The following is a 23,740-nucleotide window of genomic DNA, read 5'->3' as shown; positions in this document are numbered from 1 at the left end:
CCGGAACTCAGGTGGGGAGACCGGGCCGTCGTCGTGGTCCTGTGCTCGGTGGGCTCAGTCGACGACCGGCGGTGCCGTCCGGGCCGCCTCCCTCAACGCCGCCGCCTCGTTCGCGTACGGGTTGTAGGTGTACGCCCGGGACAGGTTGCCGGGCACGGAGAAGTACTCGGCGGAGAGCTTCGCCGGGTCGGTGGCGATCTCACCCCGGCCGGGCAGGTCGTTACCGTCGTCCCAACCCCACGGCGCGTTCGCTGAGTTGGACGAGCAGGCGTAGGTGCCGACGCCGCAGTCGCCGGAGTTGTCGCCGGCGAAGGTGCCGAGCCCCGCGAAGAGGCTCGGGTTGTCCCGCTGCGCCCACAGGCCGCCACTGGCGAACATGTCGACCAGCGCGTACCGCACGTCCCGGTCGTTGCCGCCGCTCGGCGTCTCGGCGACCGTCGACGGGTAGTACACGATGCCGTCGCCGTCGATGTTGTACTGCGGGTACGCCTTGAGTCCGTGGCCGCCCCGCTCCTGCGCGGTGACCGGGTGCAGGAAGGCGTCGTGCGGTGAACCGTGCATCTCCAGCGTGCCGTCGAGGTTCTCCCGCCCGCTGGACCAGCTGCTGCCACCGGGGACGTACGAGTAGAAGTCGCTGTGCGCCACGGTGACCGCGCCCCGCAGTGTGCCGTACTCGGAACCGTCCCGCTCGATGGCGAGCATCAGGCCCTCGCCGTCGTTCTCGTGCTCGGTCTCGAAGAACGGGTGGTCGATCCAGTCCCGGGGGTGGAAGAACAGGTACGTGATGTACCAGTGGGTGCTGGTCTCCAGCACCGAGTAGTAGGCGTGCGCGGCGAACGAGACGTCGCTGCGGGCGGCGTTGTCCCAGTTGTTCCGGCCGTTCAGGTCACCGTCGAAGTCGACCTTGGTGAGGTAGTCGGATCGGCCGCCGAGGGCGTGTGCCCCGGTGGCGTCGACGTCCTGGTAGTGGATCGGTGCCCAGCGCAGGGCCAGTTGGGCCCGGCTGACCGCCGCGCCCGCCGGGGTGGGCACGCTGATCCCCAGGGTCACCAGTGCCGCCGTCAGGACCGTCGCCAGGGTTCTCCCGGCGGTCCGCTTGTTGTCGGGCATGTGTGCTCCCACGTCCGAAATGGATAGACGGCCGGAAATCTACGTGATCCACCTCGTACGCCGCGTGTCCGGGGGACGACACGTACGTGGATGCCGGTCGACGGCTCGGTCACCGGTGGCCCGGGTGTCGCCGGGCGGCGTGGGCCCCGACCCTCCGGGCGTCGGCGGACGGCTCGGTCACCGGCTGACGCTCGGCCACCGATGACGGCTCGGTCACCGGGTGCCGAGCACGGCGTAGAGGAGCGGGATCCGGGGCGCGCTCTCCGGCAGCCGCCACCAGCCCCGCTCCGTCCGGGTCATCTGCGGCCAGCGGGGCCACGGGATCTCGTCGCTCTCCCGGAGCCGCCGGACGCCGATCCCCGCACCGGCCAGCGCGGTGACCACCTCGCCGAGCCCGTGTGCCCACTCGTAACTGACGGTCGCCTCCCGCAGCGCCGGCCCGTCGGTGTAGGTGTACGTCGCGTCGAGTTCGATCGCACCCCGGCCCCCGAGGTAGTCGTTGCGCAGCAGCAGGTCACGCTCGTCCGGTCCGGCGGGGACCAGGCCGAGCGAGGTCAGCACCGGATGGAACTCGACGACGTACACCCGGCCGCCGGGGCGGAGCAGGCCGGCGATCACCTGGGCCCAGCGGTCCAGGTCGGGCAGGTAACAGAGGGCGCCCTTGCCGGTGTAGACCACGTCGAAGCGCCGGCCGGCCAGGGCCGCCCGGGCGTCGTAGACGTTCGCCCGGACGTACTCGATCTCCAGCCCGGCGTCGGCGGCGATCCGCCGGGCCGTGTCGACCGCCGCGCCGGACAGGTCGAGACCGACGGTACGGGCCCCGCGCCGGGCGAAGGCCGCGGTCTCGGTGCCGAGGTGGCACTGCAGGTGGAGTACGTCGCGTCCGGCGAGGTCGCCGAGGTCCTCCCACTCGTGATCGGCGAACCAGTCCGCCGGGTCGCGGCCGCCGACGTCGTAGAAGCGGCTGGCGGCGTGGATGGGGGTGCGTTCGTCCCAGTTCGCCGCGATCCGGGCCATCCGCTCCCGGGTGACGTCGTCGAAGCCGTGGGTCATCGCCCCATCCAGCCACAGCCCGTCCGGCTGGTCCAGCCGCCACGGCGCGGCACCGTAGTATGCCCGGATGACCGCCACCTGGGAACCGGACGCCCTCGGTGTCCTGCGGCTGCCCTCCGGCCGGCTGGTCCGGGGGCGGGGTCTGCGTCGGCCGCTCCCGGACGGGCAACTGCCGACCTTCGGTCTCTACCTGCTCGGCCGGACACCTCCGCGGACCGACTGGGAGAGCCGGTGGCTGCGCTGGCCCGACTTCCGGCTGCCCGCCGACCGGGCACAGGCGGTGGAACTGCTGCGCGAGAGCTGGGAACGGTCAGCCGAGGAACGGGTCGAGATCGCCTGCGGCGGAGGTCGCGGCCGGACCGGCACCGCACTGGCCTGCATCGCGATCCTCGACGGTGTGCCGCCCGGCGACGCGGTGGCGTACGTCCGCCAGCACTACGACCGGCACGCGGTGGAGACGCCCTGGCAGCGGCGTTACGTCAGCCGGTTCACGGTTCGCTGACCGGCCGTCCGCCCGACTCGGGGCGGAAATGTCGGTGCCGGCCGGCACAATCACGTCGACGAGGTGGCCGACGTGGGTTCGTCCGCCTGTGGTGAACCGGGAGCCGTGCCGTGGCGACGGCGAATTCCCCTGTCGTGCCGCCGGCGTATGACATCATCGCCACGGTCGCGGGCTGAGGGGAACGGACATGGGCAGCACCACGGGGGAGCGCGCGGACGGCTGGCTGCGTGGCCCGCTCCGACCGTTCCGCAGCGGGCAGTACCGGCTGCTGGCCGGCTCGTTGACGATGTCGTTGTTCGCCGCCGGCGTCTGGATGATCGCCATCGTCTGGCAGGTCATCGCCATGGACGGCGGGCCGGGTGAACTCTCCTTCGTCTCCGCCTCGATGGCCGGCGGCATGCTCGTCAGCACGCTGCTCGGCGGGGTGCTGGCGGACCGGGTCCCGCAGCGTCAGATCCTGATCGCCGTCGCCGCCACCCGGACCGGAGGCGTCGGCCTGGTCACGTTGCTGGCGGTGGCGGACTGGCTGACCCTGTGGCACCTGGCGGCGGTCGCGCTGCTGATCGGGGTCGGAAACGGCTTCACCTACCCGGCGTACTCGGCCCTGCTGCCGTCGATCCTGCGCCCCGAGGAGTTGATGGCCGCCAACGGGGTCGAGGGGATGCTGCGGCCGACCATCATGCAGGCTGCCGGTCCCGCGGTGGCGAGTGCGATGATCGCCGCCTCGTCGCCGGCCGCCGCACTGGTCGTGGTGACCGTGCTGGAGGCGGCCGGGGTCGTGTTCCTGCTCGCCATGCGGCCGATGCCGCTGCGGCACGACCGCGTCGGAGCGCCGACCCATCCGGTCCGGTCCACCCTGGTCGACCTGCGGGACGGCTTCGTCTACATGGCCCGCACCCCGTGGTTGCTCGCCACGCTGCTCTTCGCCTCCGTGCTGATCCTGCTGATCATGGGCCCGATCGAGGTGCTGATCCCGTTCGTGATCAAGGACAGCGCCGGTGGCGGTCCCGGCGACCACGCCCTGGTGATGGCGGCGTTCGGGGTCGGCGGCGCGATCGGTTCGCTCGGGATGGCCTCGCTGCGGATGCCCCGGCGCTACCTGACCATCATGAACCTGTTCTGGGGGTTCGGCTGTCTGCCGCTGGTGCTCGTCGGCATCGCGACCGACATCTGGCTGATCGCCGTCGGCGTCTTCCTCGTCGGGATCTGCTTCTCCGCGCCGATGGTCATCTGGGGCACCCTGCTGCAACGACGCGTCCCGCCGCACATGCTGGGTCGGGTCTCCAGCCTCGACTTCTTCGTCTCCCTCGTCTTCATGCCGCTTTCGATGGCCATCGCCGGTCCGGTCAGCGCCGCCGTCGGGCTCGGTACGACGTTCGCGATCGCCGGCCTGCTGCCCGCGGCCATCGCCGTACTGGCGATCGTGCTGGCCCGGATGCCGCGCGACGAGTTGGCGCACCCACTCGACCCTCCGGCGGAACAGGCGGAACCGGAGGAGCCGCGACCGGACGACCTGGCCGGGTCCGCCGTCCCAGTCGGTCGCACCTGAGTCGCCTCCCCGTCCCGGGGCTGGGGTCGGTCAGACCTGGTCGCGGAACGGGTCGTGTCCGACGTCGGCTATCCCTCCCGGGACTGACGTCCGTCAGACCTGGTCGCGGAACGGGTCGTGTCCGATCAGTTCGAGGAACGCCTCCCGGACGTCGACCCGGATCGGCTCGTCCCGGTCGAGGTGCGCCCGGACCCGCTCGAACAGCGGCATCAGCAGCCGGATCTCGTCGGCGGAGACGACCGCGACCAGCGGAACCGAACCACCCCGGTCGATCTCGATGCCGACGATGGTGGTGCCGGGAATGGCGGAGAACCGGAACGGCCCCAGGCGTTCCACCGCCACCGCCGGTGCCTGTTCCACATCGGACAGCCCTCCGCTGGCGCGAAGCGCCGCGATGCGTTCGAGTTGGTACTGTGCCAGCGCGCGCAGGGTCGTCGACTTCTCGGGATTGTCGCGTATGGCCCGCAGGCGGCGCTCCACGTCGTTGAGGCCGGTCGGGTCGTCAGCGTCGGATGAGCCGGGCATGACCGAACCCTATCGACGTCGATCGGTCCGGATCGCACACCTGGTGCGAGGCCGAGACGCGTGTCGGCCGGACCTGTACGGCGCCGACCGGGTGCCGGACCGGACGGCGGCCCCTCGACGTCCACCGACGCGGTCGCCGCCGGGTGCCCGGGGGACTTGTCAACCCTCGAGTTCGGCCCGGATCCGCTCGGTGGTGATGGGCAGGTCGCGGACCCGTACCGACAGTGCGTCGGCGACCGCGTTGGCGATGGCCGCCGCCGTCGGACCCTGGGCCGCCTCGCCGGCGCCGACCGAGGGCTCGTCGGGTCGGTCCAGCAGTTCCACGTCCACTTCGGGCACCTCGGTGAAGCGCAGGATCGGATAACTCTCCCAGTCGGTGCTGGTGACCCGCCAACGGTCGAACCGGACCCGTTCCCGCAGCGTCCAGCTGGCCGCCTGGACGGCTCCGCCCTCGATCTGGTTGCGGACACCGTCCGGGTTGACCACCCGACCCACGTCCACGACCACCGCCAACCGTCGGATCCGGACCTCGTGTACGGCCACCACCTCCGCGACCACCGCACAGTACGCGCCCCGGTCCTTGTACCGGGCGAAACCCAGGCCGTATCCGACGCCCTCCTCCGTACCGCGCCGTGCCCAGCGGCCGGAGCGGGCGGCGGCGGTCACCACCGCCCGGGCCCGGGGGTCGGCGAGCTGGGCCAGCCGGTACTCCACCGGGTCCACGCCGGCGGACAGGGCGAGTTCGTCCATGAAGGACTCGATCGCGAAGACGTTGGTGAACGCGCCCAACGAGCGCAGCGACGACGACCGCAGCGGCGTCCGGAGCACCCGGTGGCCGTGTACCCGTACGCCGGGGAAGGTGTAGCCGGGTCGGGCGTTGCGGGTGATCCCGCCGCCTGCCTCCGGAGGTGGGTCGGCCGCCGGAGGTACCGGTCGGGACCGGTCCCGGTGCGCCGCACCGAGCAGGCCCGGGCTGCCGGCGTAACCGGGACGGGCCACGTGTCCCTGGCTCCACACGTCGTAGGACCAGGAGACCACCGTCCCGTCGGCGTCCACGCCGGCCTCGACGTCGGCCACCATCGCCGGACCGAACGGTGCCCAGGACAGCTCGTCCCGTCGGCTCCAGCACACCCGTACCGGTCGGCCCGGCACGGCCCGGGCCAGCAGCACCGCGTCGAAAGCCGCGTCGTCGGCGGCGTTGTGCCCGTAACTCCCGGCGCTCTCCACGTGCTGTACGACGATCCGCTCCGGATCGAGGTCGAGCGCCGCCGCGACGGCGTCCCGGAGCCGGTGGATGCCCTGACTGTGGCTCCAGACCCGGAGCGTCCCCTCCTCCCAGCGGGCCACCCCGCAGCTCGGTGCCACCGACGCGTGCGCCAGGTACGGGCGGCTGTAGCTGGCCCGGAGCCGCCGCACGACGCGGTCGGCCGGTGCGGTCGGCGTCGACTCGGCCGCCACGAACGACTCCACCGGGCTGCTCCGCAGGAAACGGGGCAGGTCGTCCTCGTCCGGCAGGGTCGGCTCCTCGTGCCAGCGCGCGGCGTCGGTCAACCCCCGGGCGGCCCGCTCGGCGCTCGGCTCGTCCTCGGCGACCACACCGAGGAAGTCACCGTCCCGGAGGACGGCGACAACACCCGGCAGTACGCGGACCGCAGCGGTGTCGACGGTGCTCAGGGTCGCCCCCGGTGACGGCGGTCGGACCACCCGGCCGACGAGCTGGTCCGGCAGGACCAGGTCCTGGATGAACCGGGGACGGCCGGTGACCTTGTCGGGCAGGTCCAGGCGGGGGACGCTGGTCCCGACCAGTCGCGCCGCGCCGACCGCCTTCGGCCGGGCCGAACCGTTCGCGTCCCGGTCGAGGCTGACCCGGTCGGCCAGTTCGGCGTAGCTGGTCCACCGGTCCCCGGCCGCGTCGGTGATCACCCCGCCGGCCACCCGGACGGTCTGCGGGTCCAGCGCCAGCGCGCGTACGGCCTCGGCGAGGAACCGGGCCCGGACCTCGGCGCAGACCTGGGCGACGGCGGCACCGGAGTCGGCCACCGACCGGCTGCCCGCGGTCAACCCCTCGTCCGGCCCGTCGGCGGTGTTCGCCGCGGCCACCCGGACCGCGGCGAGGTCGACGTCGAGCTCGTCGGCGGCGATCTGGGCGAGCGCGGTGAGGATGCCCTGCCCGAGTTCGACCTTGCCGATCCGCAGCGTGACGCCGCCGTCCCGGTGGATCTCCACCCAGCGGTCGAGCCGGGGATTGGCGAGCAGCCCGGGTGGCAGCGGTACGGCGGACGGCGGAACCGCCGTCCGGTCGTCCACCGGCTCGGCTCCGGCCTGGTGTCCCGCCGGCTCGGCTCCGGCCTGGTGTCCCGCCGGCTCGGCTCCGGCCTGGTGCGCCGCCGGCCCGGCCGTGTGGTGGGCCCGTTTCGGGTCAGGCATCGGTGTCGCCGTCCGGTCGACCGGTCGGATCGATGTCCCGGCCGGCGCGGACGACGGCCCGGACCATCCGGGGCTGCGCTCCGCAGCGACAGAGGTGCCGGTCGAGCGCGGCGGCCACGGTCGCCTCGTCCGGCTGCGGATGTTCGGCGAGCAGCGCGGCGGCCCGGACCAGGATCCCGGAGAGGCAGTAGCCGCACTGCGCGGCCTGCTCCGTCAGGAACGCCCGCTGGACCGGATGTGGTGTGTCGCCGTCGGCGAGCCCCTCGACGGTGGTCACCGTCCGGTCGGCAGCCGACCGGGCCGGCGTGTCGCAGGCGGACACCGGACGGCCGTCCAGCAGCACGACACACGCCCCGCACTGGCCGAGGCCGCAGCCGAACCGGCTGCCCCGCAGGCCGAGGTCGTCCCGGAGCAGGTGCAGCAGGGTGGCGTCAGGATCAGTGGCGAGCTGGTGCCGCTCGCCGTTGACGGTCAGCGTGATGGTCTGCCTCATCGTCCCGGTTCCCGGCGCCCGCCGTACGCATGATCCACAACTGGTCGGGTCAAGCGTCGCGTACCGTCGTCCCACTCGTCAATCCGGCGCGGTCGGATCCTGACCAGTGGTGTCGCCCGGAGCGGGATGCTCGACTGCGGTGGCGCGGTGGAAGCGTTCGGCCCACTCCCGGATCTGGCTGGCGAGCGCGGGCGGGGAGACGACCTCGAACTCCGCGCCCAGCGCACCGAGCATCATGACCGGCCAGTCCAGGTTGTCGGTGGACATCCGCAGTCGGCACCGGTCCGGATCGACCTCCTCGACGGTGCCCCACCGGTCGAACTCGGTCCGGACCCGGGCCGCCGGGGCGTGCACCAGCACCTCGACCTGGTACGGCCCCGGGATGTTCTCGATGCCGGCCCGGACGAACGCGGCGGCGTCCTCGGCCGGCAGCGCCCGGGGACGGAACCGGGCACCGGTGCCGCGCGGGTCGGCGAGCCGGTCGAGTCGGAAGCTGCGCCAGTCCTGCCGGTCGAGGTCGTAGCCGACCAGGTACCAGCGCCGGCCGAGCGAGACCAGCCGGTGCGGCTCCACGTACCGATCGGTCCGCTCACCGCCCCGGGCGGTGTAGCCGAACCGGAGCCGCTCGGTGTCCCGACAGGTCTGGGCGACGGTGGTGAGGACGGCCGCCTCGACGGTCGGTCCGCCGCCGCCCCAGACCGCCGGTACGGTCACCGCGCGCAGCGCGTCGACCCGGTGTCGCAGTCGCGCCGGCATCACCTGCACCACCTTGGCGAACGCCCGGATCGACGCCTCCGCGATCCCGGCCACCGCGCCCTGGGCGGCGGCCTGCAACCCGACCGCGAGGGCGACCGCCTCCTCGTCGTCGACGACCAGCGGCGGCAGCACGGCGCCCGGGGACAACTGGTAGCCGCCGTCCACGCCACGGTGTGCCTGTACCGGATAGCCCAGCTCCCGGAGTCGGTCGACGTCGCGCCGCAGGGTACGGACCGAGACGCCGAGCCGGTGCGCCAGTTCGCCGCCCGGCCAGTAGCGGTGGGTCTGCAGCAGGGAGAGCAGCTGCAGCGTGCGCGAGCTGGTGTTCGCCATGCCGCCATCTTGCCCGGAATTCCGGTCAGGAAGTGACCGCTGATCTCCCTACCGTGTTGACATGACCTCAGGGACAAACGTTCGGCGCGAGGTGGACGAATGATTCACACTCACGCCTTGACCAGGGATTTTGTGCTGGGACGCGGCCAGACCGTGCACGCCGTGCGGGGCATCGGCCTGCACGTCGATGCGGGTGAGCTGGTTGCCGTACTCGGTCCGAACGGTGCCGGCAAGACGACCACGATGCGGATGCTGACGACGCTGATCACACCGACCTCCGGCACCGCCACGGTCGCCGGACACGACGTGGTACGCGAGCCCGGCCAGGTCCGCCGGCGGATCGGGTACGTCGGCCAGGGCAACGGCGCCGGCCACGCCCAGCGGGTCCGTGACGAGCTGACCACCCAGGGCCGGATCTACGGCCTGGACCGTCGGGACGCGCGTCGTCGGGCCGACGAGCTGCTCGATGCGCTCGACCTCGGCGACCTCGCCACCCGCAAGGTCTCCGACCTCTCCGGCGGCCAGCGGCGTCGGCTGGACGTGGCGATGGGACTCGTGCACCGTCCTCCGCTGCTCTTCCTCGACGAGCCCTCCACCGGGCTGGATCCGCAGAACCGGGCCAACCTGTGGGACCACGTGCTGCGGATGCGCGCGGCCGCCGACATGACGATCGTGCTGACCACGCACTACATGGACGAGGCCGACTCGATGGCGGAGCGGGTCGTCATCGTCGACCACGGCGAGATCATCGCCGACGACTCGGCCGCCGCGTTGAAGGCGAAACTCGCGGGTGACCGGATCGTGCTGACCGTCGAAGGTGCGGACGCCGCCCGGCTCGCCGGGCTTCTCGAACGACTGCCGGGCGCCCGGGACGTGGTGGTCGACGGTGGCCGGGTGGCGGCACACGTCGGGAACGGGCCCGCCGCGCTCCCCGAGCTGCTGCGCGCCGCGGTGGCGGCCGACGTACGGGTCGGCACCGCGTTGCTGCACCAGCCGACCCTGGACGACGTTTTCCTCGCTCTCACCGGCCGCAGCCTCCGCGAGGGGGAGCCCGGCGGTGCCGCGGACCCGCAGGACCGGAAGGTGGCCGCATGACCACGGTTGGCGTCTCCGACCTGTCGCCCGCTCCGGTGTCGGTCCGCCCCGGCCGACTCGGTCCGCTCCGGGACATCGGCATCGTGCTGGTCCGGGAGTTGCGCCCGTTGCTGCACGACCCGTTCTCGGTGATCTTCGGCATGGTGCAGCCGATCGTCTTCCTCGCCCTGTTCGGTCCGCTGCTGGTCGGCTCGCTCGGTGCCCAGGCCGGCGTGGCCCTCGGGCAGGGCGGGGTCTGGCAGTGGTTCGTCCCGGCGATCCTGGTCATGACCGCGCTGTTCGGCACCTCGGCCACCGGGGCCAACCTGCTGTTCGAGTTCCAGACCGGTGCGCACGAAAGAATGTTGGTCACCCCGCTGTCCCGGTCGTCGTTGCTGATCGGGCGGGCGCTCAAGGAGATGGTGCCGCTGGCCGGGCAGGCGCTGATCATCGTTGTGGTGATGCTGCCGTTCGGCTTCCGGCTGTATCCGGTGGGCGCCCTGGTCGGGCTGGCCCTGCTCGCGCTCTTCGGGGTCGGGCTCGGTGCGCTCAGTTACGCGTTGGCGATCGCGGTACGCAAGCAGGACTGGATGTTCTGGGGCGTCCAGCAGACCCTGATCTTCCCGCTCATGCTGCTGTCCGGGATGTTGCTGCCGCTGGAGACCGGTCCCGACTGGATGCGGACGGCGGCCCGGTTCAATCCGCTCGCGTACCTGGTCGACGCGGAGCGCGCACTCTTCGCCGGCCAGCTCGGGTCCACGACCGTCCTGTGGGGATGGGTCGCGGCCCTGGTCACCGCCGTGCTCGGACTGACGGTCGGGGTACGGACGATGGCCCGTAGCGCGGGCTGACCGGCTTCGGAGCCGGTCAGCCCCGCAGGCTATCTTCCTAGGATGCCGTAGCCGGGGTGGGACGCACCACTGCGGTCCACCCCGGCACCTCGTCGAACCGACTGTGGCCAGGCGGCCCCGGGCCAACACCACCGACGGGCGGCTCGACGGCAGACGGGCACCGCCGGATCCTGCGGTACCCGGGTTGTCTCAGGACCGGCGCAAGTGGACGATCAGCTCTGCCGCCGGTGCGTGCCCTGGTGGTGGTACCGGTTCGCCGGTACGCGCGGTGTGGCCCCGAAAATGTCGTCCGCGCGTTCTATGTTCTCCCGGCATCGGACGGGAGGACGAGATCGTGGACGCGGTCAGACTCGGGTGGGAACGGCGGAGCGCGGTGCGGGTGTTGCCGCCCGTGCAGCCCCGCAAACTGGCGAAGGTGCCGTTCGTCGAACTGGCGGAGGGACGGCTGCAGGGCGTCGTGTCGAGCGGGTCGGACGTCGAGCGGGTGTACGTCTCGTCGATCTCCGCCGGATCACACGCCTACAACTGCAGCACCAACAACAACCGGCCCTGCGGCGGGCTGCGCGGTACGCCCTGCAAGCACCTGCACGCGCTGGCCGACGAGGCCGTGCTGCAGTACGGCCTCGACCGGGTGACCCGCTACCTGCGGGTCGACCCGGGGACCGGGGTGTCGTCCGGGGCCGAGCTGGTGGCCCGGCTGCGGGGCAGTCACGAGTCGGTGCCGGCGGCGGTGGTGTTCAGCCGTTTCCTGCGGCACCTGGCCTACCTGGAGCTGCCGGAGAGCACCGAGCCCATCCCCGAGCTGCACTGGTTTCCGGCGACGGGAGCGGCCCGCTGATGCACGCGACACACCTTGCCGCGCTGCTCGACGGTGTCGAGCCCGGTGTTCCGGAAACCCTCGACCTGGTGGCCGGGTTCGACGACGCGCTTGTGCCCGGCTTCGCCCGGCTGACCGGGGAGCAGCGGACGGCCCTGTCCGCGCTGGCCGGCGCGGTGGCGTCGACCCCGCTCGCCGACCGGGTCCGGGAGGCGGTGGAGAAGGTCAACGCCGGTTCGATCGCCGACGAGCACCTGACCGGACTGGCCGGCGCCCGGACGGCCCTGCTCGGCGCGGTCCACGATGCGCTGTCGAGCCGGTTGGACAGTGCACTCGGCCGGTCGCGGGACGGTTGGGCACCGGCTGCGGGCGCCCCGGACGGATCGGTGCCGGGGCCGGTGCCGGACAACCTGCTCGCCGGTTCCCGGGCCTGGCTGCGGGAGCTGGCCATCGCGGGGTGGCACGGGGTGGACCACGACGTTGTCGCCTTGGCGGCCCGGACCGTCGAGACGTTGCTGAAGGCGCCGGGCCTACGCCGGCTCGCGGTGCTGCTCGACGGGCTGGCGGCCGAGCTGGGGGCCTCGTGCCCGGTGGGGACGACGGGCCGGGTGCCGGTGCGGCGCTGGGCGGACCTCTGGTCGCGCGCCCTGCTGCTCACCCACGCCGCCGGCCGCCCCGACGGCGGGCCCGCCGTCGCCGTGTCGGGTCGTCTCCTGGTTCTCGGCGTGGACGTGCACGAACACGGTACGGCGGTGCAGATGCAGGTCCACGGTGTGTTCGAACCGGTCGGCGCGGACCCGCCGCGACTGGTCCGGACGAGTGTGTCCGCCGCGAAGGTGGACACGATCGTCGGGCCGGCGGTGTGGCGGTTGCTGCTGCGGAGCTGCCCCGTGCTGCTCGGCGCGCTCGCCGAGCGTCGTGTTCTGGAGGTCACGGACCTGCCGCTGCTGCCCGGCGGTGATCTGGTCTGGCGGGACGAGCAGGCCCGTCCGGGCGAACCCGTCGATCCGTTCGCGACGGCGCGACTGCGGCTCGCCGAGGCGCTGGCCCCGCCGGTGCCGCCGCTGGAGCGGCATCCGGTCCGGATCGCCGAACCCGTGCTGCTGGAGGGTTATCAGATCAGCGTGCGGGACGACGGTGAACTGGTCCTCGACCTGGGCGGCGCCGGGCTGCCGCTCGATGTCGCCCGGCTGCCGACCTGTGGTCCGCTCACCCCGGAGCTGGTGCGCGCCTCGTCCGCCTGCCTCGGACTGGTCCGCTGGGAGGACGGCCGCTGGTTGCTGCAACCGTTCGCGGTGCAGGTCAGTGGCAAGCGGGGGATCACGCAGGCGCACACTGGGGACTGGGCGCTCGGCCCCACGGACCCGAAGGTGGCCAAGGCCGAGGCCAGGGCCGGTGACGCCGTCGCCGTGCTGCGTGAGCGGGCCGGCAGGTTGCTGCGGCGATGAGCGAGCGGAACGATCAGACCGGCGCCGGGACCGCCGGGGACCACAGCGGCCGGCGCGCGACCGGCGGCGGCGGCGACGTTACGCGTCGGAACGGCTCCGACGGTGTGGCCGGGCAGGGCGGCGACGCCAACCGCCGGCAGGTGCTCTACTGGCGGCTGCTCGCCCGCCTCTTCGACCCGGACGAGCAGCCGAGGTTGGAGTCCGCGAGCGTGGCGATCGTCGACGACCTGGGTCTACCGGCGGCGCTGCTCGACCCGACCGTGTCGGCGGACACCGTCGTGCAGCGTTTTCCCGAGCTCGCCGACGAGTTTCGAGGGCTGATGGTGACGTCGGCCGGCGACGAGAGCTCGGCGCCGCCGGCCGAGGTCGCGGCGGTGGAGCGGGTCGGCAGCACGGAGGTCCGTCGAGCCGCCCTGGTGTCAAAACTGCTGCTGAACGTCTTCGCGACCGGCTCGGGCAACGTCACCGCCACCCAGTTGGCCCGCTGGCAGGCCGACGCCGGCTGGTTCGAGCAGGCGCTCGGCATGGAGCCGGGGGAGCTGCGGGGCCGCCCCGCCGCGAGTGAGCTGGGTGGTGTGCTGGCCGGGCTGGAGGGTGACCTCGTCGGGCGGATGCGGCTGCGCGAGGTGCTCGCCGATCCGGCGCTGGCCCGGCAGCTGACGCCGAGCATGTCGCTGATCGAGCAGTTGCTGCGGGACAAGGCCAACCTGTCGGGGGTGGCGTTGGCCAACGCCAAGGCGCTGATCCGGCGGTTCGTCGACGAGGTGGCCGAGGTGCTGCGTACCCAGGTCGAGAAGACGAGTGTCGGCGCGCTCGACCGTTCGGTGCCGCCGAAGCGGGTGTTCCGCAATCTCGACCTCGACCGCACCATCTGGAAGAACCTGACCAACTGGAGCCCGGAGGACCAGCGGCTCTACGTGGACCGGCTCTACTACCGGCACACCGCCCGGCGTACCACACCGGCCCGGTTGATCGTGGTGGTCGACCAGTCGGGGTCGATGGTCGACGCGATGGTGAACTGCACCATCCTCGCCTCGATCTTCGCCGGCCTGCCGAAGGTCGACGTGCACCTGGTCGCGTACGACACCCGGGCGCTGGACCTGACCCCATGGGTGCACGACCCGTTCGAGGTGCTGCTGCGTACCCGGTTGGGTGGCGGGACGGACGGCACGGCGGCGCTGAACCTGGTCCGGCCGAAGGTCGCGGAGCCGAAGAACACGGTCATCGTCTGGATCTCGGACTACTACGAGTCGAACCCGCAGGGTGTCTTCGACGGCCTGGAGGCCGCGCACCGTTCCGGGGTCCGGGTCATTCCGGTCGGCTCGGTGAGCAGCGGCGGCCAGCAGAGTGTGAACCCGTGGTTCCGGCAGCGGTTCAAGGACCTGGGTACGCCGGTGATCTCCGGCCACATCCGCAAACTCGTCTTCGAACTCAAGAGTTTCCTCAGCTAGGAGAGCCTTCTGATGACCAACGACATGCTGCGTGCCCCCGCCGAGGTGAAGTACGCCGAGGAACTCGACTGGCTGGAGTCGGTCGACGACGGGCCGAAGCCGTTCTCCTGGCGGCTGAGTCCGCGGATGGTGCGGTTGTTCGTGCTCGGCTCCGAACGGGCCGACGGGCTCGACCGGCAGATCTCCCAGAAGTGGTTCGGTGACCGCAGCTTCGTCGAGCGCAGCATCGTGACCCTCGCGTCAGACCGTGGGCTGCTGCTGATCGGCGACCCGGGCACCGGCAAGAGCTGGCTCGCCGAGCTGCTCGCCGCCGCGATCTGCCGTAACTCGACGCTGGTGGTCCAGGGCACCGCCGGCACCACCGAGGACCACATCAAGTACTCCTGGAACGTCTCGATGGTCATCGCCCGGGGCCAGTCCCGGGAGTCGATGATCCCGTCGCCGATCATGACGGCGATGGAACGGGGCGTGATCGGCCGGTTCGAGGAGCTGACCCGCTCGACCAGCGACGTGCAGGACGCGCTGATCTCGATCCTCTCCGAGAAGTACGTCTCCATTCCGGAACTCGACGACGACAACATCGTCTTCGCCCAGCCCGGTTTCTCGATCATCGCGACCGCCAACAGCCGGGACCGGGGCGTGAACGACCTCTCCTCGGCGCTGAAGCGGCGCTTCAACTTCGTCCGGATCCCGGTGGTGACGAACAGGCGCAGCGAGGCGGAGATCGTCCGGTTCCGGACCACGGAACTGCTCCGCCGGCACCGGATCGAACTGGACGTCCCACCCACGCTGTTGGACATCCTGTTGCAGAGTTTCGCCGACCTGCGGGCGGCGGCCGCCTCGGCGGGCAGCGACGACGAGAAGTTGGAGTCGGCGCTCTCCACCGCCGAACAGATCGGCGTGCTGGAGGACGCGATTCTGCACAGTCACTTCTTCGGCGACCGGACGCTGCGGGCGGCGACGCTGGCCGGTTCGCTGGTCGGTTCGCTCGCCCGGCGCACTCCGGAGGACCTGGCGATCCTGAACAAGTACTGGCACGGTGTGGTGGAACCACGCAGCAAGTCCGACGGTGGCCCGTGGCCGGAGTTCCTCGAGGGTGGCCGGCAGGCGATCGCGACCCTGTCATGAGCGACACCGCGATGACGGGCACCACGACCGGCGGCGGGGTGTCGACCGACGGTGTCGCCACGGACGTGTCGACAGGTGTCCCGGCGACCGACGGCGGTGCCACCCGCGACCTCGGCCCGGGCCGGTTGACCTTCACGCCGCTGCGTGACCAGTTGCGGGACGCCGCCGCCGCGTTCTCCGACGGGCCGGGGACGTTCGCCGACATCCTCACCGGCATGGTCGACGACGTCGACCGGGCGCTCGGTGAGGAACTGGAGGTCTTCCCGGTGTGCCACCACTCGCCGGCCTCGGCGCTGGCGATGGCGCGGCGGCTGCGGGAGAAGCAACCCGAGGTGATCTATCTCGAGTTGTGTGAGGACCTCCGACCGCTGTTGGACGAGTTGCGCAACTGCCGGCTTCCGGTCGCGTTGCAGGCGTTCGCCTCCGAACTCGAGGGCTTTCCGCCGGCCTGGGGCCCGCTCAGCGTCGTCGCGCCGATCACCGAGGCGTCGGCCGAGTACCAGGCGATCGCGTACGCGCTGGACACCCCGGGCGTCGAGATCGTCCTGGTCGACCGGTCGGCGGACCACGTCTTCCAGTGGCAGCCCGCCGAGCCGGGCGCCCCGTCCGGTGACGGCACCGGGTCCGGCGAGCCCGACGAGGACGCCGACCCGCCGGGCGAGACGGCGGCGTTGCACGGGGAGGCGGTCGGCATCGGTATCGGCGACCTGCGGCCGCGCTTCGCCGAACTGCGGTCGTACCTGCTGCACCACGGCAAGGTGCGGCACTGGTCGGAGTGGTGGGATCAGTACGTCGAGCAGCCGCTGGCCGGTGCCGACTACGACACCTACCGGCAGGTGATGGTCATGGTCGGCAGCCTGTTCCGGCGGCTGCGACCCGACGGCGACGACACCGACCGGGACGCCGATCGCGAGCGGTACATGTGGACCCGGGTGCGTCAGCACCTCGCCGCCTCCGGGATCGACCGGTCGCGCTGTCTCTACGTCTGCGGCGCCTTCCACGCTGCCAGCCCGGTGGCCGAGTTCGGGTCGGCGCCGGGCACCCCGGACTGGGAGATCAGCCCGAGGACGGAGACCCGCTGGCGGTACGGGCTGATCCCGTCCAGCCACTCGGCGATCGAGGCGCAGTTCGGCCTCGCCTCCGGTGCGGTGTCGATCGCCCAGGCGACGTGGGCCAAGGCGGTGACCCGGGGCGGTGTCACGCCGTACCGGTTGGTGGGGCAGCAGGCGGGCCGGAAGCGGACGAAACCCAGGGTCGCCCCGCGACCGGTGTCGGCGGCGCCGGCGCCGCCGGTGGCTGACCGGCTGACCGGGTTCCTGTCGCGGCCACCGGTCCTGGACGGTCTGGACGAGGCGGAACTGCTCGGCTGGTGTGTCGAGATCGTGCGGCTGGCCCGCCGCAACGGCTACCTGGCCAGCACGGCCGACGCGATCGCCGTCTTCGAGACCTCGATCCTGCTGGCCGGCATGCGGGGGCGGGCCCGGCCCACGCCGTACGACTTCGCCGACGCCGCGGTCACCTGTATCGAGAAGGACGTGGTGCCGGGGCGGCGGGACGTACGCCGGCTCTGCGAGATCCTGCTGGGCGGCGACCGGATCGGTCAGGTCGGCTACGACGCCCTTCCGCCGTTGGCCCGGGACGTCTTCGACCGGCTCGCGCCGCTCGGTGTCGCCCTGGACAAGCGCACCGTGCAGCGGACGCTGCTCGACCTGACCGCGCAGCCCGAACTGGTGCCCTGCTCGGATTTGTTGTGGGTGCTGCGTCGGCTGCTGCCGCCCGGGGTCGTGCGGCCCATCATGGGTGAGCGGCGGCTCGGCGAACGGTCGATCCAGGAGAGCTGGGATCTGGCGCTCGGCCGGGACCAACGCGCGATCATCGAGCTGGGGTACGAGGGAGTCACCGTCGAGCAGGTGCTGGAACAGCGGCTGCGTCGTGCGGTGTGGGCGCCGGACGCCACGGCGGCGGTCGCGCTGGCTGCGGTCGAGGACGCGATCCTGTTCCTCGGCGGGCGTCGGCTGGTCGACGAACTCGGTACCCGGGCGGTGGAGCTGCTGGCCGCCGAACGTACCGTCGACGACGCTCCGGAGGTGCTCCGCCGGATCCGGCGGCTGCTCGCGTACCACCGGGCCAGCGGGGCGGAGTTGCCGGCCTGGTGTGAGACGTTCGTGACCGCCGGGTACGCGCACTACTGCACGCTGCTGCCGACCGCGTTCGTGGCGGAGGAGAGCGGGGTCCGGCAGGTGGCGGCGATGCTCGGGTTCCTGTTCACGATGGAGAGTCTGGCGTTGGCGCTCGGCTGCGACCGGGCGCAGCTGGAGCTGGCGGTACGACAGTCCCATCCCGAAACGCCGGCCAAGGTGGCACTGCTCTGGGCAGCCCGGTTCCAGCTCGGGCTGCTGTCGCGTGCCGAACTGCGGTCCAGGTGCGCCGAGCTGCTCGCCAACCCGCTGGTCGTCCCGGCGTTCCCGCAGTACCTGAGTGGATTCGTGCAGGCGCTGGAACCGGTGCCGACGCTGGCCACCTTCGTGGTCGAGACGATCTCCGACGCCTTCGCCCGGCTGCCTGATCCGGTGCTGCTGCCCTGGCTGCCGACTCTGATCACGACGTTGCGCAGGGACGCCCCGGACCTGGTGCCGGTGTTGGTACGCGAGGCGGGCCGGACGTTCCCGGGCACCCTTGCCGCTCTCGACACCTGGTCACCGCCCTGGGCGTCGGGCGCGGCGGACCCGGGGCCCGGGACGATCGGAGTGGCGGAGACGGTACCGCCGCCGGTTGCGCCCCTCCGCACACTGCTGGCCGATCATCCGGTGACCTGCGACGCCGTCGCGTCCCTGCTCGGCTGCGCGGATGCCGGCTGGCGTGTGGTCGGGCCGTCGGACGGCGACCCGGCGCGGGTCGACGGGGTGTCGAGTGCCGCCGGGGGTTCCGGGGCGGTGGACGACGGTGCCGGTGCCGCGCTGGCCGGCGCGTTGCTCCGGCGGCATCCCGACACCACGGAGGCGGTGGCGGTGCTGGTCAGCCGATAGGTCAGGGAGTGGAGACGGGACACCCGGCGGAATCCGGAGGGGGGAGCGCGCCGAGGCAGTGCCTCCGGCGGCGAACGGGGATCGCCGTCGCCGCCGGAGGGCACTGCCGCAGACCACCGGGAACCGGCTCAACCTGGGCCGATCCCCGGTCGACCGGGGCAACCCGGTCAACACCGGCCGGCCATGTATGTCGATCTCGACAAGCGAACGATCCGCATGACATCGTCGTGACTCACCACCATCCGGGGAGGAGAAGGATGGCTCCGCTCAGCTCCCTCACTCGACGCTGTCCGGGGAGGGTCCGCCGACCCGGCCTCAGCGCGTTGGTGCGAGTGTCCACATCGGAGTCGCGGCCCAATGTGGTCCGTCGTGGCCGGGGCCCCCGTACCGTCGCCGCCTCGGCTGTTCTCGCGCTGACCACGTTGCTCAGCTTCGGTGTCGCCGTACCGGCTGCGGCCGGCGCCGGTGGCGGATCCGGCCAGCGACTCGGGATCGAGGTGCTGTCCAGCCGGGCGGACCAGGTCAGTGGTGGTGACGCGTTGATCCGGGTCTCGGTCGGCGGCCGGATCGACCCGGGCTCGGTCCGGGTCACCCGCAACGGTGCCGACGTCACCGGATCACTCCGGGCCGACGGGCGCGAGCTGCGGGGTGTGGTCGACGGGCTGCGGGACGGCTCGAACGTACTGCGGGCGACCGCGCGGGGTACCGGTGCCGGCACGCTTGTCATCCGCAACCATCCCGACTCCGGCCCGATCTTCTCCGGCCCGCGGCAGTACCCGTTCCTGTGCCGGACCGAGCAGAACGGCCTCGGCCAGCCCGTCGTGGACAACCAGGACGGCCAGGGCATGCGGGTGCGCGGCCCGGACGGCGGCGTGGTCGGCTGGAGCCGCGACTGCGCCGGGCGTACCGTCGTCGACCGGCTCTACCGGGCCACGGACGGCAGCTTCAAGCCGATGCCCTCCGACGGCTCCCGACCCGTCGACCTCACCACCACCACGACCCTGGACGGCCGGACCGTCGACTACGTGGTACGCCGGGAGCGGGGCACCATCAACCGGTTCGTCTATGCGATCACCCTCCTCGAGGAGGGCTGGAACCGTCGGGTGATCTACCGCTTCGACGGTGGGGTGGCGATCGGTCACGACCAGGGCCGGCTGCCCGGCGGTCACCTCTACCACGACGGTCTCGCCCGGGGCTACGCCGTCCTCTACTCCACCGGCACCCGCACCGCGACGCACTACAACCTCGTGCTCGGCGGCGAAACCGCGCTGATGCTCAAGGAGCACTTCGTCGAGGAGTACGGTGTCCCGCTCTACACCGTCGGGGTGGGTGGCTCCGGCGGCGGCATCCAGCAGTACATCTACGGGCAGAACCACGGCACCCGGGTCATCGACGCGGCGATCCCGCAGTACTCGTACCCGGACATGGCGACCCAGACCACCCATGTCGGCGACTGTGAGCTGCTCGAGTACTACATGGATGTCACCGACGCGGCCAACCCCAAGTGGCGGGACTGGGAGAACCGGACCTGGCTGATCGGTATGAACGCCAGCGCGACGGTGCCGAACCCGTACCGGGGTGGGGCGCCGGGTTCCACCGAGTGTGTCGAGGGCTGGCGTGGTCTCACCCCGCTGGCGCTCAATCCGCGATGGTTCCCCGGGGACCCGCTCTGGGAACAGATGGATCCGCCCGGCGTCACGGAGACGGTGCAGTGGACCCACTGGGCCGACCTGGTGAACATCTACGGCACGGACGCCTCCGGTTACGCCCGCTCGACCTGGGACAACGTCGGTGTCCAGTACGGCCTGTCGGCGCTGACCTCCGGGAAGATCACCCCGGCCGAGTTCCTCGACCTGAACGCCCGGGTCGGTTCGTGGCGACCCCAGTCGGAGATGGTGCCGGAGGGCTGTCCGTTCGTGTCGACGGCGTGTGCCGACCCGGCCCAGTTCGACCCGTGGTCGTCCCGGAACATGCGGCTCTCCTCCGACGGCGGGTCGACCCCGGCTCCGCGTACGACCGGGGACCGGCGGGCGATGCGGGCCGCGTACGACTCGGGGATCGTCTTCACCGGCGACATCGACCTTCCGATCATCGACTGGCGGCACTATCTCGAGGAACAACTCGACATGCACAACGCACACCAGTCGTTCGCGTCCCGGCAACGGATGCGTGACCATGACGGCCGGGCCGGCAACCAGGTCATCTGGTTCACCGACGCGCGTCCGGCGGAGGCGTCCGACCAGACGCCGGAGGCGTTGGCGGTGATCGACGAGTGGATGTCGAACCTGCGTAGCCAGCCGTGGCGGGGAGTGGTCGGCAACCGGCCGGCGCTCGCCGTGGACCGCTGCTTCCGTACCGACGGGGTGGAGATCGCGCGTGGCGACCACGTCTGGGACGGCGTCCTCGACAACCGTCCCGCCGGTCCCTGTACCCGGTACTTCCCCCTCTACGGCACGTCCCGGACGGTCGCCGGGGGACCGCTCGCCGGTGGTGTCTACGCCTGCGACCGGCAGCCGGTGCGGACGGCGATCGCCCGTGGTGTCTACGGCTCGTGGCGGCCCTCCGAGACGGAACGGCGCCGTCTGGAGCAGATCTTCCCGACCGGAGTCTGCGACTACCGCTGACCGACCAGACCGCTGAACGGGTGACGGTCCGACCGGCCCGCCGCTCCGAGAACGCACCCGCGGCCCGACCGGGCCCGCTGACGCACCGACGGACCCGACGACCGCCCGACCGAACCGCCGACCCGATCACCGGGGGCGGCCGACGCTCCGGAAAGGGAGCTTCGTGATGCTGAGCCGACGGACCATCCGGGACGACCAGCCCTCCCGACCGGAGGCCACTCGCGACGCCTCACCGGCCGACAATGACGCTCCGCCGTCGCTGCCACCGGTCGCCTGGCGACCGGTGGGTGCGGTGGCCGCCGTGGTCGCCACGCTGCTGCTGGTGACCAACGGCGGCTACGGCTACCACCGGGACGAGCTCTACTTCCTGATGCTCCGGCCGGCCTGGGGCTACCGGGACCAACCGCCGCTGACCCCGGCGCTCGCCCGGCTCGCCGACGCGGTCTCCGGCGGCTCGCTCTGGGGGCTGCGGGTGCCGGCGACGCTCTGCGTGGTGGGTGTGGTGCTGCTCGTCGCGTTGCTCACCCGCGAACTGGGTGGCCGGGCAACGGCGCAGACCCTGGCCGCGTTCGGCGTCGGCACCGGCGCGGCCACGCTGATCTTCGGTCACGTCCTGCTCACCGCCACGGTCGACCTGGTGGTGTGGCTCGCGCTGCTGCTCTGCGTCACCCGGGCACTGCTGCGCGACCAGCCACGTTGGTGGCTGCTCGCCGGGGCGGTGCTCGGCGTCGGCCTCTACAACAAACTGCTCGTGGTACTCCTCCTCGCCGGCCTCGGGATCGGGCTGCTCACGGTCGGGCCGCGTCGGGTGCTGCGTGACCGCCACCTCTGGGCCGGGGTGGGCATCGCCCTGCTCATCGGCGTGCCCAACCTGGTCTACCAGCTTGGGCACGAAATGCCCCAGGCCGAGATGGCCGGCGCGATCGCCGACGACCGGGGCGCCGAGTCGCGGACCACTTTCGTGCCGTTCCAGATCATCCTCATCGGTCCACCGCTGGCCGCCGTCTGGATCGCCGGTCTGATCGGGCTGCTGCGCCGTCCCCGGTGGCGTCCGGTACGGGCGCTCGCGGTCGCCTACCTGGCGCTCTGCGGGATCGTCCTGGTCACCGGCGGTCAGCCGTACTACAGCTACGGGCTGCTGGTGGTGCTCTTCGCGGCCGGATGTGTGGTCACCGTCGAGTGGTGCGGACGGGGCCGGGGCCGGACGCGGACCGGGCTGGTCGCCACGGCGGCCGTACTCAACGCGGCGGTGAGCGCGTTGATCGCACTGCCGCTGCTGCCGGTCGGCACGCTGGGCGGCACCCCGATCCCGGGAATCAACGTCACCGCCGCGGACTCCGTCGGCTGGCCCCGCTACGTCGACCAGGTGGTCCAGGCGTACGACGGACTCACCGCCGCCGAGCGGACCCGGACGGTGGTGCTGACCGCCAACTACGGCGAGGCGGGCGCACTCACCCGGTTCGGTGCCGACCGGCTGCCGCCGATCTACAGCGGCCACAACGAGCTCGGCTTCTACGGGCCGCCGCCGGAGTCGGCGACGGTGCTGCTCGGCGTGGGGGTGGGCGAGGCAGCCGAACTCGACCGCTTCTTCGGCGGCTGCACCCTGGTCGGCCGGCTCGACAACGAAGTCGACGTCGACAACGAGGAGCAGGAGACGCCGATCGTGGTCTGTCGGGAGCGGAGCCGACCGTGGGCCGAACTCTGGCCCCGGATCCGGCACTTCGACTGAGCGGGTGCCGTCAGCTCGGCCCGGTGTGGAGGGCCCACCGACCGGTCCACCGCGGCGGTCGGCGGAGTGAGGTCCGTCCGCACGGATGGCCGATGCCCGACGCCCGCAGCGTGCCGGCGGCGATGAGGCGGGCGTGCAAGCATAAGGTCGTGACCGAGGAGAGCCGGCCGGTCGGCGCTCGCATCGCCGATGCGGTCGACCTGCTTCGTGGTAGCGGAGTCACTGTCGAAACGTCCGCCCAGGCCGCCGCGACGATCTACACCGTGAAGCGCCCGGCGTACCACTTGGAGATCGTTGTCGATTCGGTGAGGTTCCTTGGACTGTCCTTCGACCTTCTGGGGTGCGACGGCTCCGTCATCGTTGGTTATGAGGTGGACACCGACCTCTACAGGATTTCGTTGCCGCGGCACCGGTGGTTTGCGACCGAGGTCGAGACAGACATCGTTGCCCTCGTGGAGGCGTTGATTCAGGGCAAGGTGTTGGTCGACACCGGTCCACCGCGAGCATCGATGGTGGTACCGACCGGCGACGGCCTCATGCTGGTCCAGCGCCGACGATTCCTCACCACGAGCAATCCATATGGTGGCGACGCATGTTCCGCCTTGGCCGCCGGATTCCGGCCGTTACCACCATGAGGTCCAACGGTCGGCCCACGCGATTTCAGGACGAGGAGGGCCGACGAGCGCGGGACGGACAGGTCGCGGATTGCCGAACGGGGCACATGATCGGCCCGACGCTCTGATTTGATACCGCAGTGACCCGTGCGGACGATCACACGCTGACGCGGACCTGTGCGGACCTCGTCGGAGCGGGACCAGCGGGATACGGAGAACCGGGTGTCGGC

General features: G+C 71.9%; 18 protein-coding genes. 12 read left to right on the top strand and 6 right to left on the bottom strand.

Going from position 1 to position 23,740, the window contains the following annotated elements:
* Nucleotides 1-54: 54 nt before the first annotated feature.
* Together V1633_RS32085 and V1633_RS32080 are read right to left on the bottom strand one after the other, a co-directional pair.
* Nucleotides 55-1,110: a hypothetical protein gene (locus tag V1633_RS32085; protein ID WP_331218068.1), complete on the bottom strand. Its 1,056-nt coding sequence runs from the start codon at nt 1,108-1,110 to the stop codon at nt 55-57.
* Between the two features lie 213 nt (nt 1,111-1,323).
* Nucleotides 1,324-2,241 carry a class I SAM-dependent methyltransferase gene (locus V1633_RS32080; protein WP_331218067.1) on the bottom strand — a complete coding sequence of 306 codons (918 nt, stop codon included), beginning with the start codon at nt 2,239-2,241 and terminating at the stop codon, nt 1,324-1,326.
* Here V1633_RS32080 and V1633_RS32075 point away from each other — a divergent pair.
* Together V1633_RS32075 and V1633_RS32070 are read left to right on the top strand one after the other, a co-directional pair.
* Complete coding sequence (locus V1633_RS32075) at nt 2,231-2,665, top strand: protein-tyrosine phosphatase family protein (RefSeq protein ID WP_331218066.1); 435 nt, start codon at nt 2,231-2,233, stop codon at nt 2,663-2,665. The two genes, V1633_RS32080 and V1633_RS32075, sit on opposite strands and share 11 nt — an antisense overlap.
* Before the next feature lie 187 nt (nt 2,666-2,852).
* Nucleotides 2,853-4,214 carry an MFS transporter gene (locus tag V1633_RS32070; protein WP_331218065.1) on the top strand — a complete coding sequence of 454 codons (1,362 nt, stop codon included), beginning with the start codon at nt 2,853-2,855 and terminating at the stop codon, nt 4,212-4,214.
* A gap of 93 nt (nt 4,215-4,307) precedes the next feature.
* Here the strand turns inward: V1633_RS32070 and V1633_RS32065 are convergent, their stop codons facing one another.
* The 4 genes from V1633_RS32065 to V1633_RS32050 all read right to left on the bottom strand — a co-directional run bounded on the left by V1633_RS32065 (nt 4,308) and on the right by V1633_RS32050 (nt 8,748).
* The gene (locus V1633_RS32065; RefSeq protein WP_331218064.1) at nt 4,308-4,739 is read right to left on the bottom strand and encodes a hypothetical protein; all 432 of its coding nucleotides are present in this window, start codon (nt 4,737-4,739) and stop codon (nt 4,308-4,310) included.
* A 159-nt stretch (nt 4,740-4,898) separates the two neighbouring features.
* Entirely contained in the window at nt 4,899-7,166 is a 2,268-nt protein-coding gene (locus V1633_RS32060; RefSeq protein ID WP_331218063.1) for a xanthine dehydrogenase family protein molybdopterin-binding subunit, read from the bottom strand.
* Nucleotides 7,159-7,659 (bottom strand): (2Fe-2S)-binding protein, encoded by a 501-nt coding sequence (locus tag V1633_RS32055; protein ID WP_331218062.1) that lies wholly within the window; start codon nt 7,657-7,659, stop codon nt 7,159-7,161. The genes V1633_RS32060 and V1633_RS32055 overlap by 8 nt, the downstream gene beginning before the upstream one ends.
* A gap of 78 nt (nt 7,660-7,737) precedes the next feature.
* The gene (locus V1633_RS32050; RefSeq protein WP_331218061.1) at nt 7,738-8,748 is read right to left on the bottom strand and encodes a helix-turn-helix transcriptional regulator; all 1,011 of its coding nucleotides are present in this window, start codon (nt 8,746-8,748) and stop codon (nt 7,738-7,740) included.
* A gap of 117 nt (nt 8,749-8,865) precedes the next feature.
* On the opposite strand from V1633_RS32050, the gene V1633_RS32045 reads away from it, so the two are divergent.
* From V1633_RS32045 to V1633_RS32000, 10 genes are all read left to right on the top strand, one after another.
* Entirely contained in the window at nt 8,866-9,843 is a 978-nt protein-coding gene (locus tag V1633_RS32045; protein WP_456238652.1) for an ATP-binding cassette domain-containing protein, read from the top strand.
* A complete protein-coding gene (locus V1633_RS32040) occupies nt 9,840-10,673 on the top strand; it encodes an ABC transporter permease (protein WP_331218059.1) in 834 nt (277 codons plus the stop codon). Before V1633_RS32045 ends, V1633_RS32040 begins: the two co-directional genes overlap by 4 nt.
* A 331-nt stretch (nt 10,674-11,004) precedes the next feature.
* Nucleotides 11,005-11,511 carry a hypothetical protein gene (locus tag V1633_RS32035; RefSeq protein WP_407952142.1) on the top strand — a complete coding sequence of 169 codons (507 nt, stop codon included), beginning with the start codon at nt 11,005-11,007 and terminating at the stop codon, nt 11,509-11,511.
* Entirely contained in the window at nt 11,511-12,938 is a 1,428-nt protein-coding gene (locus V1633_RS32030; protein ID WP_331218057.1) for a hypothetical protein, read from the top strand. The genes V1633_RS32035 and V1633_RS32030 overlap by 1 nt, the downstream gene beginning before the upstream one ends.
* Nucleotides 12,935-14,389 carry a VWA domain-containing protein gene (locus V1633_RS32025; protein WP_331218056.1) on the top strand — a complete coding sequence of 485 codons (1,455 nt, stop codon included), beginning with the start codon at nt 12,935-12,937 and terminating at the stop codon, nt 14,387-14,389. The genes V1633_RS32030 and V1633_RS32025 overlap by 4 nt, the downstream gene beginning before the upstream one ends.
* A 12-nt stretch (nt 14,390-14,401) precedes the next feature.
* Complete coding sequence (locus V1633_RS32020; protein ID WP_331218055.1) at nt 14,402-15,517, top strand: ATP-binding protein; 1,116 nt, start codon at nt 14,402-14,404, stop codon at nt 15,515-15,517.
* On the top strand, nt 15,514-18,543 hold the full coding sequence (locus V1633_RS32015) for a DUF5682 family protein (RefSeq protein WP_331218054.1): 3,030 nt from the start codon (nt 15,514-15,516) through the stop codon (nt 18,541-18,543). The genes V1633_RS32020 and V1633_RS32015 overlap by 4 nt, the downstream gene beginning before the upstream one ends.
* A 332-nt stretch (nt 18,544-18,875) precedes the next feature.
* Entirely contained in the window at nt 18,876-21,167 is a 2,292-nt protein-coding gene (locus V1633_RS32010; protein ID WP_331218053.1) for a DUF6351 family protein, read from the top strand.
* A gap of 166 nt (nt 21,168-21,333) precedes the next feature.
* The gene (locus tag V1633_RS32005) at nt 21,334-22,896 is read left to right on the top strand and encodes a glycosyltransferase family 39 protein (protein WP_331218052.1); all 1,563 of its coding nucleotides are present in this window, start codon (nt 21,334-21,336) and stop codon (nt 22,894-22,896) included.
* 149 nt (nt 22,897-23,045) lie between these two features.
* Complete coding sequence (locus V1633_RS32000) at nt 23,046-23,531, top strand: hypothetical protein (protein ID WP_331218051.1); 486 nt, start codon at nt 23,046-23,048, stop codon at nt 23,529-23,531.
* The last annotated feature ends 209 nt before the right edge of the window (nt 23,532-23,740 follow it).

Source organism: Plantactinospora sonchi (assembly GCF_036422035.1).
In the GTDB taxonomy this organism is placed as follows: domain Bacteria; phylum Actinomycetota; class Actinomycetes; order Mycobacteriales; family Micromonosporaceae; genus Plantactinospora; species Plantactinospora sonchi.
This window is presented reverse-complemented; position numbering and strand designations above follow the sequence as displayed.

Excerpts from the sequence above, each read along its gene's own strand:
- V1633_RS32070 (WP_331218065.1), top strand. The coding sequence starts at position 2,853 with ATGGGCAGCACCACGGGGGAGCGCGCGGACGGCTGGCTGCGTGGCCCG.
- V1633_RS32015 (WP_331218054.1), top strand. The coding sequence starts at position 15,514 with ATGAGCGACACCGCGATGACGGGCACCACGACCGGCGGCGGGGTGTCG.
- V1633_RS32050 (WP_331218061.1), bottom strand. The coding sequence starts at position 8,748 with ATGGCGAACACCAGCTCGCGCACGCTGCAGCTGCTCTCCCTGCTGCAG.
- V1633_RS32040 (WP_331218059.1), top strand. The coding sequence starts at position 9,840 with ATGACCACGGTTGGCGTCTCCGACCTGTCGCCCGCTCCGGTGTCGGTC.
- V1633_RS32030 (WP_331218057.1), top strand. The coding sequence starts at position 11,511 with ATGCACGCGACACACCTTGCCGCGCTGCTCGACGGTGTCGAGCCCGGT.
- V1633_RS32065 (WP_331218064.1), bottom strand. The coding sequence starts at position 4,739 with ATGCCCGGCTCATCCGACGCTGACGACCCGACCGGCCTCAACGACGTG.
- V1633_RS32005 (WP_331218052.1), top strand. The coding sequence starts at position 21,334 with ATGCTGAGCCGACGGACCATCCGGGACGACCAGCCCTCCCGACCGGAG.
- V1633_RS32075 (WP_331218066.1), top strand. The coding sequence starts at position 2,231 with ATGACCGCCACCTGGGAACCGGACGCCCTCGGTGTCCTGCGGCTGCCC.
- V1633_RS32025 (WP_331218056.1), top strand. The coding sequence starts at position 12,935 with ATGAGCGAGCGGAACGATCAGACCGGCGCCGGGACCGCCGGGGACCAC.
- V1633_RS32085 (WP_331218068.1), bottom strand. The coding sequence starts at position 1,110 with ATGCCCGACAACAAGCGGACCGCCGGGAGAACCCTGGCGACGGTCCTG.
- V1633_RS32020 (WP_331218055.1), top strand. The coding sequence starts at position 14,402 with ATGACCAACGACATGCTGCGTGCCCCCGCCGAGGTGAAGTACGCCGAG.
- V1633_RS32060 (WP_331218063.1), bottom strand. The coding sequence starts at position 7,166 with ATGCCTGACCCGAAACGGGCCCACCACACGGCCGGGCCGGCGGCGCAC.
- V1633_RS32055 (WP_331218062.1), bottom strand. The coding sequence starts at position 7,659 with ATGAGGCAGACCATCACGCTGACCGTCAACGGCGAGCGGCACCAGCTC.